The organism is Nocardia pneumoniae NBRC 100136 (genome assembly GCF_000308755.1).
In the GTDB taxonomy this organism is placed as follows: domain Bacteria; phylum Actinomycetota; class Actinomycetes; order Mycobacteriales; family Mycobacteriaceae; genus Nocardia; species Nocardia pneumoniae.
In genome coordinates this window covers 46,842-61,217 of the sequence record NZ_BAGF01000055.1, presented here as the reverse complement: position 1 = coordinate 61,217, position 14,376 = coordinate 46,842, and the positions used below count along the sequence as shown (strand labels likewise).

17 protein-coding genes are annotated in these 14,376 nt (G+C 66.1%); 7 read left to right on the top strand and 10 right to left on the bottom strand.

Annotated features, from left to right (window positions below):
* Window positions 1–214 precede the first annotated feature (214 nt).
* From ON34_RS17600 to ON34_RS17580, 5 genes are all read right to left on the bottom strand, one after another.
* Window positions 215–1,375 (bottom strand): WXG100 family type VII secretion target, encoded by a 1,161-nt coding sequence (locus tag ON34_RS17600; RefSeq protein ID WP_040780594.1) that lies wholly within the window; start codon window positions 1,373–1,375, stop codon window positions 215–217.
* Complete coding sequence (locus ON34_RS17595) at window positions 1,372–1,851, bottom strand: hypothetical protein (RefSeq protein WP_040780593.1); 480 nt, start codon at window positions 1,849–1,851, stop codon at window positions 1,372–1,374. The genes ON34_RS17600 and ON34_RS17595 overlap by 4 nt, the downstream gene beginning before the upstream one ends.
* Before the next feature lie 40 nt (window positions 1,852–1,891).
* On the bottom strand, window positions 1,892–2,461 hold the full coding sequence (locus ON34_RS17590) for a DUF3558 domain-containing protein (protein ID WP_040780592.1): 570 nt from the start codon (window positions 2,459–2,461) through the stop codon (window positions 1,892–1,894).
* Window positions 2,462–2,827: 366 nt separating this feature from the next.
* A complete protein-coding gene (locus ON34_RS17585; RefSeq protein ID WP_040780590.1) occupies window positions 2,828–3,040 on the bottom strand; it encodes a DUF397 domain-containing protein in 213 nt (70 codons plus the stop codon).
* Window positions 3,037–3,918 (bottom strand): helix-turn-helix domain-containing protein, encoded by an 882-nt coding sequence (locus ON34_RS17580; RefSeq protein ID WP_040780588.1) that lies wholly within the window; start codon window positions 3,916–3,918, stop codon window positions 3,037–3,039. Before ON34_RS17580 ends, ON34_RS17585 begins: the two co-directional genes overlap by 4 nt.
* Before the next feature lie 382 nt (window positions 3,919–4,300).
* Between ON34_RS17580 and ON34_RS17575 the strand changes: the two genes are divergently transcribed.
* From ON34_RS17575 to ON34_RS34695, 3 genes are all read left to right on the top strand, one after another.
* Window positions 4,301–4,702 (top strand): hypothetical protein, encoded by a 402-nt coding sequence (locus tag ON34_RS17575; RefSeq protein ID WP_174372050.1) that lies wholly within the window; start codon window positions 4,301–4,303, stop codon window positions 4,700–4,702.
* 76 nt (window positions 4,703–4,778) lie between these two features.
* Window positions 4,779–5,207 carry a DUF4254 domain-containing protein gene (locus tag ON34_RS17570; RefSeq protein WP_040780586.1) on the top strand — a complete coding sequence of 143 codons (429 nt, stop codon included), beginning with the start codon at window positions 4,779–4,781 and terminating at the stop codon, window positions 5,205–5,207.
* Between the two features lie 278 nt (window positions 5,208–5,485).
* Window positions 5,486–6,457 (top strand): glycoside hydrolase family 19 protein, encoded by a 972-nt coding sequence (locus ON34_RS34695; protein ID WP_218003903.1) that lies wholly within the window; start codon window positions 5,486–5,488, stop codon window positions 6,455–6,457.
* Between the two features lie 13 nt (window positions 6,458–6,470).
* Here ON34_RS34695 and ON34_RS17560 read toward each other — a convergent pair whose 3' ends face one another.
* Window positions 6,471–6,968, bottom strand: a complete 498-nt coding sequence (locus tag ON34_RS17560) for a peroxynitrite isomerase (protein WP_040780585.1) — start codon at window positions 6,966–6,968, stop codon at window positions 6,471–6,473.
* 117 nt (window positions 6,969–7,085) lie between these two features.
* Here ON34_RS17560 and ON34_RS17555 point away from each other — a divergent pair, with 117 nt between their 5' ends.
* The gene (locus ON34_RS17555) at window positions 7,086–8,435 is read left to right on the top strand and encodes a TIGR03118 family protein (RefSeq protein WP_373291937.1); all 1,350 of its coding nucleotides are present in this window, start codon (window positions 7,086–7,088) and stop codon (window positions 8,433–8,435) included.
* A gap of 46 nt (window positions 8,436–8,481) precedes the next feature.
* Here the strand turns inward: ON34_RS17555 and ON34_RS17550 are convergent, their stop codons facing one another.
* The 3 genes from ON34_RS17550 to ON34_RS17540 form a co-directional block, all read right to left on the bottom strand.
* Window positions 8,482–8,979 carry a hypothetical protein gene (locus ON34_RS17550; RefSeq protein WP_040780583.1) on the bottom strand — a complete coding sequence of 166 codons (498 nt, stop codon included), beginning with the start codon at window positions 8,977–8,979 and terminating at the stop codon, window positions 8,482–8,484.
* Between the two features lie 140 nt (window positions 8,980–9,119).
* Entirely contained in the window at window positions 9,120–10,190 is a 1,071-nt protein-coding gene (locus ON34_RS17545; RefSeq protein ID WP_040780581.1) for a DNA polymerase III subunit beta family protein, read from the bottom strand.
* Between the two features lie 72 nt (window positions 10,191–10,262).
* Window positions 10,263–10,613 carry a winged helix-turn-helix transcriptional regulator gene (locus tag ON34_RS17540; protein WP_040780579.1) on the bottom strand — a complete coding sequence of 117 codons (351 nt, stop codon included), beginning with the start codon at window positions 10,611–10,613 and terminating at the stop codon, window positions 10,263–10,265.
* 73 nt (window positions 10,614–10,686) lie between these two features.
* Here ON34_RS17540 and ON34_RS17535 point away from each other — a divergent pair, with 73 nt between their 5' ends.
* The 3 genes from ON34_RS17535 (at window position 10,687) to ON34_RS17525 (ending at window position 13,813) form a co-directional block, all read left to right on the top strand.
* Window positions 10,687–11,445, top strand: a complete 759-nt coding sequence (locus ON34_RS17535; protein WP_040780610.1) for an SDR family oxidoreductase — start codon at window positions 10,687–10,689, stop codon at window positions 11,443–11,445.
* A gap of 316 nt (window positions 11,446–11,761) precedes the next feature.
* Complete coding sequence (locus tag ON34_RS17530) at window positions 11,762–12,919, top strand: C40 family peptidase (protein ID WP_040780577.1); 1,158 nt, start codon at window positions 11,762–11,764, stop codon at window positions 12,917–12,919.
* 426 nt (window positions 12,920–13,345) lie between these two features.
* Window positions 13,346–13,813 (top strand): DUF4254 domain-containing protein, encoded by a 468-nt coding sequence (locus ON34_RS17525; protein ID WP_063821697.1) that lies wholly within the window; start codon window positions 13,346–13,348, stop codon window positions 13,811–13,813.
* Here the strand turns inward: ON34_RS17525 and ON34_RS17520 are convergent, their stop codons facing one another.
* Window positions 13,814–14,311 (bottom strand): hypothetical protein, encoded by a 498-nt coding sequence (locus ON34_RS17520; RefSeq protein ID WP_040780575.1) that lies wholly within the window; start codon window positions 14,309–14,311, stop codon window positions 13,814–13,816.
* Window positions 14,312–14,376: the final 65 nt, after the last annotated feature.

Genomic DNA, 14,376 nt, shown 5'->3' with positions numbered 1-14,376 from the left:
CGAGTATCCGACCCGAGGGTTGCGGTACCCGGATTGGCGAGGTGATCGGTGACGTGCAACTCGATCGTCCGCGAGTATCCGGCGGAGGGTGGCGTGGGGCCGGATTCACGAGAGGATCGCGGGCCGGGCCGCTCGAATCGTCCGCGAGTATCCGACCGATGGTGGCGTATACCCGGATTCTCGAGACCGTCGAAGGCGTCGTCCGGTGGCACGCTCAGTCCGGGGTCTGGCCGCCGATGACGCCGCCGGGCAGCGTCTTCGGGAGCTCGCCGAGCAATTCGTCGGTATTGTCCTGATTGATCAGGTAGTCCGGGGTCTTGTGCTCGGACTCGTCGTCCTTGCCGCCGCCGCGCGCGCCGGGTGACATCATGCCGGGGAGCCCCGATGTTCCGCGTGCGCCGGCGGTCGCCGCGGCGGCCGCGGGCTTCGCCGAGGGGGTCGGCGTTCCCGGCGTGCCGGGGATGCTGCGTCCCGGTTGCGGCTGGTTCGGTGTGCCAGGGTTTCCCGGTACGCCGGGTGAGCCTGGGGTGTGCGGGGTTCCGGTACCGGTCGGCACGGTTTTGGTGGGGTCCGTTGTCGTGCTCGGGTTCATCGTGGGATCCACGCCAGCGGGCGTGGTCGATGTGTTGGCCGGTGTCGTGTCGGTGGACTGCTGCTCCTGCGACGACTGGTCGGCAGATTTCGGCTCCTGGGTGCCCGGTTCATCGGGCTTGCCGTCGCCGTCCTTGTCACCGGGGACACCCGAGTCGGTGGTGCCGGGATTATTGCCCCGGCTGGTCGAGTTGGGACCGCCGTTGTCGCTGCTCTGGTATCCGCCCGGCGGGGGAGCCGGAATGTCCACCGACGCGGTCGGACCGACCGGCGTGGGCAGCACCGGAATCTTGCCGTCCATCTCGCTGAACGGCTGCACGTAGAACTGCTTCATCGCGGCCCGCGCGGTCTGCTCGGCCTCGGATTGCTCGCGCGACAGACTCCAGCGGCTCGGGTGGAAGACGCGCTCGGTCCATGAGTAGTGGACGGTGTCCGGGAGCGCCTTCTTCGTATTCTCGATCGCGGTCGCGGCGTCGCGGACGCGGCAGTACAGCTCCTCCAGGGAGTTGGTGAGGTTCTGCGCTTCGCTCGTGTATTTCTCGATCGCGTTCTTGGACTGCTCCGCGGCCGGTCCCGACCAGGCTTGGGCGATCGAGGTCTGGATGGAGCGGGCGAACGTCTCCACGCCTTGCTCCCACTGGGTGCGGGCCTTCCAATACACGTCGGCTTGGGTGAACGCGTCGGTTGGATTGAGCGGCTGAAACGTTTCGTTGATCCGAGAGTGTTCCCAGCTGTCGGGGTGCTCGCCGCCGTTCGGGATGCGCGTGTTCTCGTAGCCGCTCATTTGTTTGTTCCGTCCGGGAGCGCATACGGTCCGAACCGGAGTCCGACAGGCGGTCGCTCGGGCAGTGTGGTACTCAGCCTGTTGATATCTGCGGCAAACTTGTTGTCCACCTGCATCATTCGGTCTCTGACGATTCGATGTACCGCTTGGATGTCCTCGACGATGCGGAAGTGCTCTTCCATGATCTGATGGACGCTGTTGCGGTCTTCGGCTCCGCGGGCCTTCTTCCTGAGTCTATCGACCAGGGTCCGTGCCGAGACCATATCGCCGTTGCTCTCGCCCAAGCCCCAGTGCTCCTGCCGCGACACAAGGTCCATGGACCTCTGGACCTTTCGAATCGCGTCTTTGAAATACTCGCAATCACGGTCTATGTAGATGAAGTCCTCTGCGGACATCCGGATACCTAGCTTCCCCTCCTGCGCCGCGTTCAAGATGTTCGCCATCGGCCGAGGCGGCTGCGCGTTGTCGTCACCCATGTGCTGCTCCCTCCCGGCGAGTTCTGATCTCTCAGCGTATTCAAACAGTGGCAGGCAGCGTCGGCACTACCTTCTCCGCCAAGGTCTTCGCAAGCGCGCAGGTGTCGAGATGGCCGGTCTTACGATTCGACGGAGGATTGCTGAGGAAGATTTCGAGGCTTCCGCCCTTCATCTCCACGTTGATCGTGCACACGGCGTCGGGGTGTTCTTCGACCTGCCGCGTAGAGATCGCGCGGCGACCGCCGATGGTGTACTCGCGGGCATCTGCGAACTTCTTGTCCCGCACCATGTCAATGGTGAGGTTTGTCGTGGTTATGGCGGGCGCGTATCCATCGGTCTGCACCCATGCGCAACCACGCCACTTGACTCCCCCTGATGCGTTGGAGTCCTCTTTGTCTTTACTGCGCAGGTTCTCGGAATCGAGCACGCTCTGCGGGATGTCGGTGCACGGGTCGTAGCCGCTGGGTACGTCGGGGGCAATGCTAGGACTTGCTGAGGCGCCAGCGGTGGGCCGGGCATCGCCGGTGTTCGAGGAGCCGCACCCTGCCAGCACGAGTGCGGCACCGACGGCGAGGATGGTGCGTCGCCGCGAACTCCGCCCTGATGTCATTGGGTTCCCCTTGCACACCGGTGTCTCTGGCCCTGCCAGGGGCCGGACCGGCTCCTCCGCCCCCCTTTAGCGAAGATCAACGCTACCGGTGGGTTTCTCCGGGTGCAAGCGACCGGAGGTGGATCGCCCGTCCTGAAGCCGCTAGTGCCTCGTCCAGATAGCTTCTGTTGTAACCGCCGGTATGGACAAGTCCGCGAAGGTAGTCGAAAGGCGGCTGGCCACGGCGTGTCGCACCGCCATTCGACTAACCTCGCCGCGTCACCGAACTCGAATACCAGTGAAGCTATCTGGACGGGGCACTAGTTCAAGCGAGTGCCCCGAACCTGCCGCGAGGGAGGGTCCGGGGTCGGTCGCCGAGCGGTTTGGTCAGGGCTGTGGCCGGTGTAGTTCGCCGCTGGTAATACTGGTAGTGAACGCGTCCCACTCGCCGGGTGTGAACAGGAGAGCCGGGCCGGTCGGCTCCTTCGAATCGCGCACGCCCACGAAGCCGCTGCCAAGAAACGCAACCTCGACGCATTCCTTGTCGGAGCTGCTGTAGCTGCTCTTGAACCAGGAGGCAGCGGATAGATCGAGGTTCACTCGGCGTACTCCTTTGCGATCTTGCGGAGAAGGGATCGGCTGTGCGCCTCATCGAGTGCCGATCGCTCGATGTCGGCCCACGCATGTCGGTATCCCCTTACCTCTTCCGGCTTCTCAAGATACAGGTCACCGGTGAAGCCCTGCATGTAGATGATCGGCGGCTCGGTCAGATGCGCGGTCGGGTGCTTGGGGAACTCGAGCATCACGAACGGGCCGACACGCAGGCCCGGGTAGGCCTCGGACTCGAGGGGAACCACCAACACCGAAATGTTCGAGTGCTCGCTGACTCTGGCCAGGTGCGCAACCTGATCACCCATGACCGATCGACCACCGATCGGCCGCCGCAAAGCAGATTCATCGATGATCACGTTGAGACTCAGCGGGTCGGAGTCGCTGTCCAAGCGGGCCTTTCGTCGGGTGAACACCTCGATGCGTCGTTCGACTTCCGGCCCGGGCATCGTGGGGTAGTCGACCCAGATCAGTGCCCGCCGATATTCGTTGGTTTGCAGTAGCCCGGGGAGAAGGGTCGTTTGGTAGGAGAAGACACGGCGGGCCGCTGCCTCCAATCCAACATAATGGCTGAACCCCTTCGGGATGGCGTCGTCGTAGTGGTACCACCACTCCGTGTGCTTGGTCTCCTCGACCAAGTCGAGCAGGATGGCGGTCTGTTCGTCGGACGCCTTGTACAGCTTGCACAGCCGCTCGATGAACAGCGGATACAGGCGGACCGATTGCCCGGTCTCCATCCGCCACAGCGTCTGTTTGCCCACGTCGAGAGCCTTACGGGCGGCTTCGGCGCTGACGCCCGACTTGATCCGCAGTTCGCGCAACTGACGGCCGAGCATGCGGCGGGGGAGGCTGGAACCTGTTGAAGACACGACGATCCTTTCGTAGCCAAACTACTGGCCAGGTTGCTTACTGGAACCTTTTGGCGGGGGTCCTTGGAACCTGGGCGGTTTCCGCCCGATTCCACAACTGATTACGTTCCCGCCCTGCAATATCCGGTGCTCTACTGAACGCGCCCGGTCCCATCGAAGAAGTGCTGAAACCTTAACCGCGACAACGGTTCAAGGTCCAGCGATCGGGCATTTGCTCTCATCGGACCAATTGAATCGAGGCTGGCGAATGAACCATGCGGCATTCGCGGATACACCCGCGTCCCGCTGCGCGTTTTACCGCCGTACCTGTGGCCTGCCCGCCGGGATACACCCGGAGATCGGGCGGATCGTCGTGCGGGCGGGTGTGGTCGGCGGGATCACGATGCCCGACCGGCTGGGGCAATGGGTGCGAGACGACATGCTTTTGCGAGGTCGCCCGTTGGGGCCGGTTGTCGCGCATATCCATTCGCGCCGCTGGACTTTCTTGTGCCGACCTGATCTCCCCGACGACACGCGATTGTTCCGGGCCCTGTTCCGGCTCGATGTCTCGGTCGTGCCGTTCGGCAGCGAGATTGCGCTACCGTCGCCCGCCGACGCGAACGGCGGTTTTCGCCGCTGGGTGGTGGCACCCCGCGACACCTTCCGCCCATCCGGTTCGGTGATCGTGCATTGCGTCCTGGCCTGTGCGGCCCGGAACGTCGCGAGTGAGCGTCACCGAGTGATCCGAGAAGGCAGCGCGCAACCACGCACGGCTGAGCCGAATCCCAGGGAGGGGCGGCCGTGAGGATGCGTCAACGCGTGACCCGACACCACAGTGCACAGTCACGCCCGGTGGAGCCGAGCCCGAGCGAGGCGCGGCCGTGAACGATGTCCTGCCGTCGAGAAGTCAACTGCTGCAAGCCTGCCGGGAAGGCGAGCCGCCACCGGACCACCCGGTGCTGCTGCGCGCCCGCGCACTGGCCGACCTGCACGCTCGCCGACTCGACGCGAACCAGGGCGCGGTGCCCGATATCGATGAGTCCCGCGCCCGCCTGGTCCGGGAAATCGACCGCTGGGCCGACCACCGCTTGCCCTCCGCGCGCTGCGGCGCCTACCTGCACACCGAATCCCTGGGTTCGGTGATCGACCGCCTGGCCCACCTCAGCGCCACCGCCTACGCGGCCCTGGCCGCCGACGCCGAATGGGACCTGTGGTTCGCCTGGGAGCGCCTGGCCGAATTGGCCCTCGCCTACGAGGATCTCGCCACCGAGCTCACCACCGGGCGCCGCCGCTTACCGAACGCGTTCTAACTGGACCGCAGGGTCTCCTTTCGAGTGCTATCTCCGAGGAGATCCTGCATGCGAGAATTCCGGCCATGTCCCAGTACGATCCGGTCCTCGACGACCGCTGGGGGACGGCGAAGTATGGCCTGTTGCCCCCGAAAGGGACCGGGCGGGACTCCAGCCCGCCATCGACATCGTCGACTGTGGCGGACGCACGCGAGCAGATCGAGAGTCTCGTCCCCCCGCCGGGAGCATCGGCCACACTGCGGCACTCGATCGAGTTCGCTCGCGCCGTATTTCGCTTGATGCTCGACCAACTGGGCGCCGGAGACGCATCCGAGATGCCCGATGTGATCGCCCTGCTCGACGATGCCGACCTCTACGATGTGGCGAACAAATCCGTGGTGACCACGCAGTACAACAGAAAATCGGGAAAAATAGCGAAGCTGACCGGCGATCTGAAGAAGCGGAACAAAGAGATCTCCGGCAAAGTAGGGGATACCGCGAATGACAACCTCGGATTGGCGAAGAAAATCCGTGACGAGGCGGGACGTCTCGGGTTGGTACTGCGCGCGGCCGGTCTGGTTGTTTCCGTGAGATCGCTGAAACCGACGCCGATCGAAGAGAAGTCCATACTGACCGAAGTGGTCTCGACGATCCTGCATGTGGAAAAAGAATTCGCGGCTGTCGTCGGGAACAACTCCGAACGGGCCGGAAACATGGGACCCCTGACCCTGGAGCAACTCGAGAAGATCTTTCCCGAGACGGCCCAGGGCACACTACGGAAGTATCTGCCCTACCTCAACCAGGCGATGCGTGATCACGGGATAGAGACACCGAAGCGTGTGGCTGCCTTCCTCGCGCAGATCGGGGTGGAAACCGACGATCTGAAAACCCTCACCGAATATGGTGACGCGGCATACTTCAACAGGAACTACGGTCCGCACTCCAGCGTAGGGCCGACCCTGGGAAACAGCCGGTCCGGCGACGGTGCTCGCTTCCGCGGTCGGGGCGCCATGCAGCTGACCGGCCGCAACAACTATCGGGCGGCGGGCGAGGCCCTCGAAGTCGACTTCGTCGGGAAGCCCGAACTCGCCGCCGACCCGAAGTACGCCTTCGCCACGGCGGCCTGGTATTGGGATTCGCGGAATCTGAACGATCTGGCCGATGAATCCGACATCGGGGCGATCACGAGAGCGGTCAACGGCGGCGACAACGGGAGCTCGGAACGTAACGAGAACTACCGCCGCGCCCGCAAGGTTCTCGACGCGGAATGAACAACCCTGCCCGTCAGTCCCGTCGCAACGTGGCGGCGAGGTGGTGCTGCAACGGCTCGCCGACCGCCGCCATGCGCAGGGTGTAGTCGATGGTGTCGCCGGAGAGGCGGATGGAGCGGCCGAGGGCGGTCACCAGTTTCGCGGTGCTGCTGCGGCCGAGGCCGGTGGAGTCCAGTTCCAGGCGCAGGGTGCCGTCGTCGACGGTGAGCGAGCCCTCGCAGATTTCGGTGATCCCGGTGGGGTGGGCGAGGATCAGCTCGACACGGTCGGGACGCGGGCAGCGCAGATAGCCGGTTTCGGCGTGCAGCGGCCTGCCGTCATCGGTGGCGCGGGTCTTCTGCCGGTAGGTGAGGAAGGGGCGGCCGAGGTGGCCGAACCGAACTTCCTCGACGTAGCCGAAGGGCTGGATGGTCGGGTATTCACCCTGGCCGTTGCCGCGCCACGTGCCGAGCAGTGGAGCGAGCGGGGCGATATCAGGATGCGGAGCGATGGAGGGCTGGGGTTCGACCACGGCGAACAGACTAGACCCGTACTCCGGGCACTGCTCGTATACTCCCCGAATTACGCCACGCTAAGGTTAGGGTCACCTTAGCGCCAGGTGGCGCGTTGCCGGAAAGGAAACAGGAAGTTGAACGGACGTTGGAATGAGTCGCGGCGCGGTGGTGCGCCCCGATCGCGGGACAGAAGCGGTCTGCTGCGCGCGTCGGCGCTGGGCGCCGCGCTGCTCGTCGCGGCCGCCTGCTCGGACTCGAAGTCCGACGAGGTGCCCGCTCTGGACGGCAACAAGTATGTCCAGACCAATCTCGCCGCCAACAACGCCAAGGCGCAGTTCACCTTCCCCGACCTGGTGAACGCCTGGGGGCTCGCCGACCGCCCCAAGGGTGCGGGCGGGCACTTCTGGGTGGGCGCGGGCGGCAAGTCGTTCCAGTTCGTCGGTGACGTCACCAAGTCGCCGGACGAGAAGGTGCAGAAGCTGTTCCAGGACGGGCTGAAGATCGTCACCGTTCCCGGCGCCGACGCCGACACCTCGGACAACAGCGTGGGCAAGACCACCGGCGTCGTGTTCAACCCGGCGCCGATCACCTCCGACCTGTTCGTCGTGCGCGACCAGCCGGTCGAGGCGGAAGGCGGTCCGCTGAACGGGTCGGCGCGGTTCATCTTCGCCACCGACTCGGGCAAGATCTCGGCGTGGACCGAGCAGGGCTTCGAGGGCCGGATCGTGCGGCACGACGGCCCGGCCAACCTGGTCTTCGACGGCCAGCCGCAGGGCATGCAGTTCTTCGGCATCGCGCTGACCCCATCCGGGGACAAGCTGCTCGCCGCCGATTTCGGCGCCGACCCGCAGGTCCGGACGTTCGACAAGAACTGGCAGCTGATTCCCACCACCGGCTTCGCCAACCCGTTCGCCACCGGTGAGGCGATCGACCCGGCCGCGCCGGAGAAAGGTAAGAAGGCCAAGCCGGGCGACCCCGCGCCGTTCAACATCTCGACGATCGGCAACCGCGTGTTCGTCGCCTACGCCACCACTCAGCCGGACGAAGAAGACCCGAGCAAATTCGATGCCGGTGAAGAGGATTCGCTGGACAAGGATCAGGAGCAGGCCGCGGGCGGCAAACCGGACAAGGGCAAGCTCGCCGAGTTCGACGCCGACGGCAAGCTGGTGCGCATCCTCGACGACGGCAAGCGCCTGAACGCGCCGTGGGCGGTGACCGTCGCGCCGGAGGGCTTCGGCCCGCTCAGCGGCAAGCTGCTGGTCGGCAATTTCGGCGGCGCCGGCCACGTGCTCGCCTACGACGACGCCACCGGCAAGTTCGCCGATTACCTGCGCGACGCCGACGGCAAGCCGGTGGCGATCGAAGGTCTGTGGGCGCTGATGTTCGGCAACGGCGAGAGCCTCGGCGACGCCGACTCGCTGTACTTCACCGCGGGACCCGACGATGAGAAGGACGGCCTGTTCGGCAAGCTCCGCTTGAAGTAGACCCGGTCGCAGCGGCCCGCGTCATCCGGCGCGGGCCGCTGCCGCGTTAGCGGCCCCCAGTCGGTGCGGACGCCCGGCGTTCGGTGCGCCGCTCTCGAATAGCCACCTCGACCTCTTCCACCGCCGTGCGGATCAAGGTGCCGTAGCCGTCGTCGCAGAGGGCGTGCAGACGGTCGCGGGCGGCGTCGATCTCGCGCTGCGCGGCCGTGAACGAGCCGAGCCTGCGGTAATCGTCGGCGAGGTTGAGATGCAGCGACGGATAGAAGCCCGCCACCCGCAGCGCCGCGTCATGGCTCCTGGCGCGCTCGTCCGTGAGGCTGTCGGCGGCGTCCAACGCTCGAATGTCCCAGGTGAGCGCCTCGGCGGCATCGTCGTACAGGTCGGCCAGATAGTGCGCGAGAGTACAGCGATGCAACGCGTCGCCCTGCGGCCCGAGCGAGGACCACAGGGTGAGCAAAGCGTCGCGCGCGTCATCCGGACGGCCCTCGCGACCCAGCGCGACCGCGTCGGTGATGGCGGCCATGGTCTGGTCAGGGGTGCTCATCGGAACTCCTATGGGTTGGCGGATGGAGTGTGGGTGAGACGGTGGGGCCGATCGGCTGGTGGGGTAGCGATCGCCAGCGTCCGGGCTGGGGGGAGATGCATGCGGAGGCGGCCATGCTCTGGCCGGTGGCATGGTCGGTCCTATCGGCCTCGCCCCGAGCGGACGTGCTTGTCGGCGGATCGGGTGGGCATTGCCAGCGTGGTGAGGTCGCCGTCGGTGGCGGATCGCAGGACCACCGGCTGATCTCTGCCGGTGATGTCGAGCATCAGGTCGGGGCCGAGCGCGGTATGCACGGCGGGCAGCAGCGTCGCGGGGTCGAACGACAAGGTGATAGCGGAACCCGTGACGGTGGCGGGAAGGCGATGCGCCGCAGCACCGGCCGACACCTCGACGCCGGTCGCGTCGATGTCGAATCGCACTGTGCCGGTAGTGCTTTCGAGCAGGGAAAGCAGGCAGCGGCGAGCAGTGATCACCCTGGTGCTTGGCGGTCCGAGCCTGGACAGCACGACGCGGTGATCCGGGAAGGGCTCATCGATGACAACGGATCGACGCTCGGTGCCGTCCCCGGCCAGGACCAATCCGTCTTCGCTCGGCGTGGCGACGACCTCGTCCACGGTGCGCAACCAGGCGGTGATCGCGCCGAGCCCGTCCGGGGCGAGCACACGGGACCAGCCGCCGCCGTGCTGTCTGGTGGCCACCACGGTGCGAGTGGACAGGCGGTAGCGATCGGTTGCCGTGACAGTCAGCGCGTTTCCGCCCGCTTCCAGCAGAACGCCCGCCAGCACCGGGATCTCGCGGGTGCGTGCCACGGCGGTGCGGACCTGCTCGAGTGCCTGGGCCAGGATCGCCGCGGAGACCGCCACATGCGGCCCGAGTGACCGCTTGACCAGCGCGGCGACGCGGGCCGCCTCGCTCGCGCGCCGCGCGAGTTCGCCCACGTGACGGTCGAGTAGGTCCCGTGCCCGCCCGGCGTCGCCGGAGAGGATCTCCGCGATCGTCTCGAGCGGCAGGTCGATCGCGCGCAGCTGCCGGATGAGCGTCGCCCGTCCGCGCTGCGCCTCGGTGTAATAGCGGTATCCGGTCAGCGGGTCGACCCGAGCCGGGACGAGCAGGCCGCAGTCGTCGTAGAACCGCAGCGCGCTCGCCGTGAGCCCGCTGGCCCGTGCCAGCACGCCGATCGTGATCAACCCTGCCGATTCCGAACTCGCCACCCGGCCATCATGGAGTCTCAACCAACTCGAAGGTCAAACGGAGCTTCGGCGTCGCCTCGCCTTGCCGGTTGTTCAGTCGGCCTGCGGGTCGGTGGGGGTTACGCGCCAGCGGCGCGACCAGTCCCAGATCGGGCGCAGCGCCGCGCCGAGTTCGATCCCCGCGGTGGTCAATTCGTACGACTTGTCGGGATTCTTCGCGATCAGTCCCGCGGATTGCAGGTGTTGCAGTCGCACCGAGAGCATGCTCGACGAGCAGTTGCCCATGCGGCGGCGCAGTTCGAGGAAGCCGAGGCGGTCGGGCTCCAGTTCCCACAGGATGCGCAGCATCCAGCGTTGGCCGAGGAGGTCCATGGTGGCCAGCAGCGGCGCGTTCGCCGGGTCGTCGCGGCCCCGCGGCGGTTTGGGTTCGTTTGCGCTTCTCATTTAGAACCAGCATAGTGATTCTGAAATAGAAGCGGAGGCCTGGGCTTCGCCTGGCGCGATCGAAAGGGTGACGGTGGACGACACGACCGGACGGCGAATCGTCCTGATCACGGGCGCGTCCCGCGGTATCGGCGCGGAGACCGCACGGGTGCTCGCGGCGCGCGGCGACCATGTGGTGATCAACTACCGCGAGAAGGCCAGGCGAGCCGAGCGTCTGGCCGACTCGATCCGGCAGGCGGGCGGCGCCGCGTCGACGGCGGGCGCCGACATCGCCGACGCGGATTCCGCGAGCGCGCTGATCGCCGGAATAGCCGAGGAGTTCGGTCGCCTGGACGTGCTGGTGCTCAACGCCTCCGGCGGTCTCGAACGGCACGCCGAGCCCGGCTACGCGATGGCGCTCAACCGCGACGCGCAGGAACGGCTGGTGCGACTCGCCGTGCCGCACATGCCCTCCGGCTCTCGCATCGTCTTCGTGACCAGTCATCAAGCGCACTTCCACGGGCGCAAGCCGGTCCCGGCCGAATACGAGCCCATCGCCGCGAGCAAACGCGCGGGCGAGGACGCATTGCGCGCCATGATCCCGGAACTCAGCGCCCGCGGCATCAGCTTGCACGTCGTCTCCGGCGACATGATCGACGGCACGATTATCGTGCAACTTCTCCAGCGCCGAAATCCCGACGCCGTCACCGCTCGCCGTGACCAGGGCACCTTGCCCACTGTCACGGAGTTCGCCACAGCGGTCGCGCTGGCCACCACCAGCCAGGCCGATCCCGGACACACCACATATGTCGGCGGTCAGGACTATCTCGACGAGCGAGAACCCACCTCCTGAACGGCTCGGCAGGCTGCGCCGATCGCGGAGCTGGTGCTTTCCCGCCATGTGGCGCTGCGCTACGCGAACCTGTGGCCTGCCGTGCCGGTTACGGCGTCTTGATCAACCCGATGGCCGCGTGGTAGCTAGCTGTCGCTCGGCGCTCGAATGACGGGCGGATGATGCGAGTTACTAATGGTGGGAATGTCCGATACTCGGTGGTGCATAGAGAGTATGCCGCCACGGCGTCCGGCGGTCATGGGCGAGCGAGGTTACGGATGCTGTTTGTCGGCGCGCGGAGACCGGCTGTGGGAGCCGCACCGGGTGGAGGGCGTGCATGACCACAACCTTCCAAGACATCGAGATCAATCTCGACCCTCCCGCCTACGCCAGTGCCGGTCTCATAGCGGTCGTCGAGGCGGCGGAAGAATACATGCAGCGTTCGATCGTGCTGTTCGCGTCCGGTTGGGACGGCGGGCAGCCGGACATGATCGCTTGGCTGGCAGACAACAATCTGCTCAGCGCGGAAGGGCGCGAGCTCACCAAGGACGGCGCCCAGCAGCTCGCCCCGAAATCGTCGGCGATGACCGGAAACTACGACGACAAGCGCGGCATGATCGTGGACAAGGCAGCGCAACTGCGATCGCAGAACGACGGTGTCAAGGCAAGCGCCATCGCGAGTTTCGACACGTCGAACAAGGCGTTCCAGGACGTGATAGAGATCGTGGACGGGCTCAAAGCCGAGCTCGGCGGGGCGCATCAACTGACCCAACTGCCCGATGACAGCGTGCACCTGGCCGCCGCCGAAGAAGTCCGGTTGCTGCGCCTGATCCTGGAGGCCGTGGACCGTGTGCACGACACGATCGAGGACGCGGACAGCGGCATGCAAAGGGATGCCAAGAATATCTACGAAATGATGCCGGACCTACCCCGCAACCCCTACGGTAACGCGCCGGATGCCAGGAACCTGGCTCCGTGGGCGCCGACCGCGAGCAGTGCCAGCTGGAAACCCGGTAACGGAACCAGGGACGATATTGTCGCGAAGGCCCGGGAACAGCTGGATCTCGGTGTTACCGAACGCGGCGGCGACAATGTTCCGGTTTTCTTCGTGGATGGCAAACCCTACAAGGCCCCCTACAACATCAACGACGCATGGTGCGCGGCCTTCTCCACTTGGGTCTGGGAAAAGGCCGGTTACAACGTCGACTGGACCAACCCGAACTACGTGCCCACCATCTGGAACGACGCCAAGCACATGGGATTGGCGGCGAACATCGCGAATGCCCAAAAAGGGGACATGATCATCTTCGACTGGGAGGGCGATGGAACCCCCGACCATGTGGGAATCGTGGAATCCGTGGACCCCCGAACCGGCCGGATCAACACCATCGAAGGCAATTCCGGCGATCGTCTGCAGACCCAGAGTTACGCCATGAACGCGGGTTCGCTCGTCGGCGTCGTCAAACCGCCACCCTCGCAGTCCACCAGGACATGACAAGAACTGCGCACCCGTGGGTTCGGTACTCACCGAACCCGGGGCTGCGCGCTCGCCGGGTACCCGGCGGCCGCCTGCCGCAAGTCGGGGCCGCCGCGTTCGCCGCGCCTGCGCGCCCATCAAGCGGCGTTTGCCCGACTCGCCGGAGGTTGGCTGGCGTGTCGACTGGGCTGGGAGTAGTCGTCGGAAATTGGGATGTGTCTTTGGAAAAAGCGAGGTCACTGGATGTTTGCCGGGGCTTGTGGCTCGCGCGTGGGCTCCGGAAATCCGGTTGATGGGCGTGTCGTGTGAGCGGAACCGCGTGAAATGGACGCGCGGGAAGCCGGTCTGGGTCACGCTAGGCACATGTGGATGTTCGGGCAGTGCCGGAACACCGGCGTGACAAGGCATCGAGGACGCGATCACACCGCGTCCACCCTGGTCGGAATGGGGGTGCTGAGGGTGAATCAGGCGTCCGAGGATCGGGCGATACCCGGAAAAGAGCTGCTGCTGGCGGCATTTCGCGGCCTGCCGCACATAGACCACCCGATGCTGGAGGCGGCCGGGGAATTGGCTCAGCTGCACCAGACTCGCGAACGCACGCCGCACAGCCGATGCGACAAACTCGACCGCCGACGGGCGCAATTGGTGCGCGGCATCGACCGCTGGGTCACCTTGGCGGCGCCGATCCCGCGTCCCGCCGCGCCCGAACACACCGAGACCGTCGGCAGAATGGTGGACCGGCTGGCCATGCTCGCCGCGCAGGTGTTCGTCGCCCTCGCCCACGCGCCCGACGCCGTCTTCTACGACGCCTGGGTCCGGATCGACGAATTGGCGGACGGCTACCAGGATCTCGTCGATGACCTGCGCACCGGCGCCAGGCGACTACCCGAGGGGCGCTACGACCGCTGGTAGCTACTTGCCCCGGCCGAACAGCCGGAACGACCGAGAGCGCCGGCGCGGCAACGTCGAGTAGACCATGGTCATGTCGGCGAACACTTCCGCTTCCCGCTCGCGGTCGACGCCGAATTCGGCACGGCCGAGGACATGTTCGACGGAGTGCGGCGAGATCGAGGGCAGGATGGCGGCCAGCGCGGGCGGCAGCGAATCGCCGCGCTCCGCGTCTTTGTGATGCCCCAGCAGCATGTGACCGATTTCGTGCAGGATGACGTGATCGGCGTTGCGGCCGGTCGCCGCGGCGTCGTACACGATGATGTCGTCGTGCTTGCGCGCTACCCATAGACCGCCGCCGCCACAGCCCGTGTCGGCCAGCATCGCCTTCGGAACGGGGTGCAGGCTGATCGAGCGGCCGCGGTGCGCGGCCACCGCGGCCAGGTAGACGGTCAGGTTCCACGGGTTGGGGAGCGGCACGCTGCGGGTCGCGTCACCCAAGCGCGCTTCCATGCTGGTCATCGGCGCCAACCTTACCTACATCGCGGCCACTCGTCATCCGCGGGAACCGGACCTACCGGCGGCAG

Excerpts from the sequence above, each read along its gene's own strand:
- ON34_RS17600 (WP_040780594.1), bottom strand. The coding sequence starts at position 1,375 with ATGAGCGGCTACGAGAACACGCGCATCCCGAACGGCGGCGAGCACCCC.
- ON34_RS17595 (WP_040780593.1), bottom strand. The coding sequence starts at position 1,851 with ATGGGTGACGACAACGCGCAGCCGCCTCGGCCGATGGCGAACATCTTG.
- ON34_RS17590 (WP_040780592.1), bottom strand. The coding sequence starts at position 2,461 with ATGACATCAGGGCGGAGTTCGCGGCGACGCACCATCCTCGCCGTCGGT.
- ON34_RS17575 (WP_174372050.1), top strand. The coding sequence starts at position 4,301 with ATGCCCGACCGGCTGGGGCAATGGGTGCGAGACGACATGCTTTTGCGA.
- ON34_RS34695 (WP_218003903.1), top strand. The coding sequence starts at position 5,486 with ATGCTCGACCAACTGGGCGCCGGAGACGCATCCGAGATGCCCGATGTG.
- ON34_RS17550 (WP_040780583.1), bottom strand. The coding sequence starts at position 8,979 with ATGAGCACCCCTGACCAGACCATGGCCGCCATCACCGACGCGGTCGCG.
- ON34_RS17540 (WP_040780579.1), bottom strand. The coding sequence starts at position 10,613 with ATGAGAAGCGCAAACGAACCCAAACCGCCGCGGGGCCGCGACGACCCG.
- ON34_RS17530 (WP_040780577.1), top strand. The coding sequence starts at position 11,762 with ATGACCACAACCTTCCAAGACATCGAGATCAATCTCGACCCTCCCGCC.
- ON34_RS17525 (WP_063821697.1), top strand. The coding sequence starts at position 13,346 with ATGGGGGTGCTGAGGGTGAATCAGGCGTCCGAGGATCGGGCGATACCC.
- ON34_RS17520 (WP_040780575.1), bottom strand. The coding sequence starts at position 14,311 with ATGACCAGCATGGAAGCGCGCTTGGGTGACGCGACCCGCAGCGTGCCG.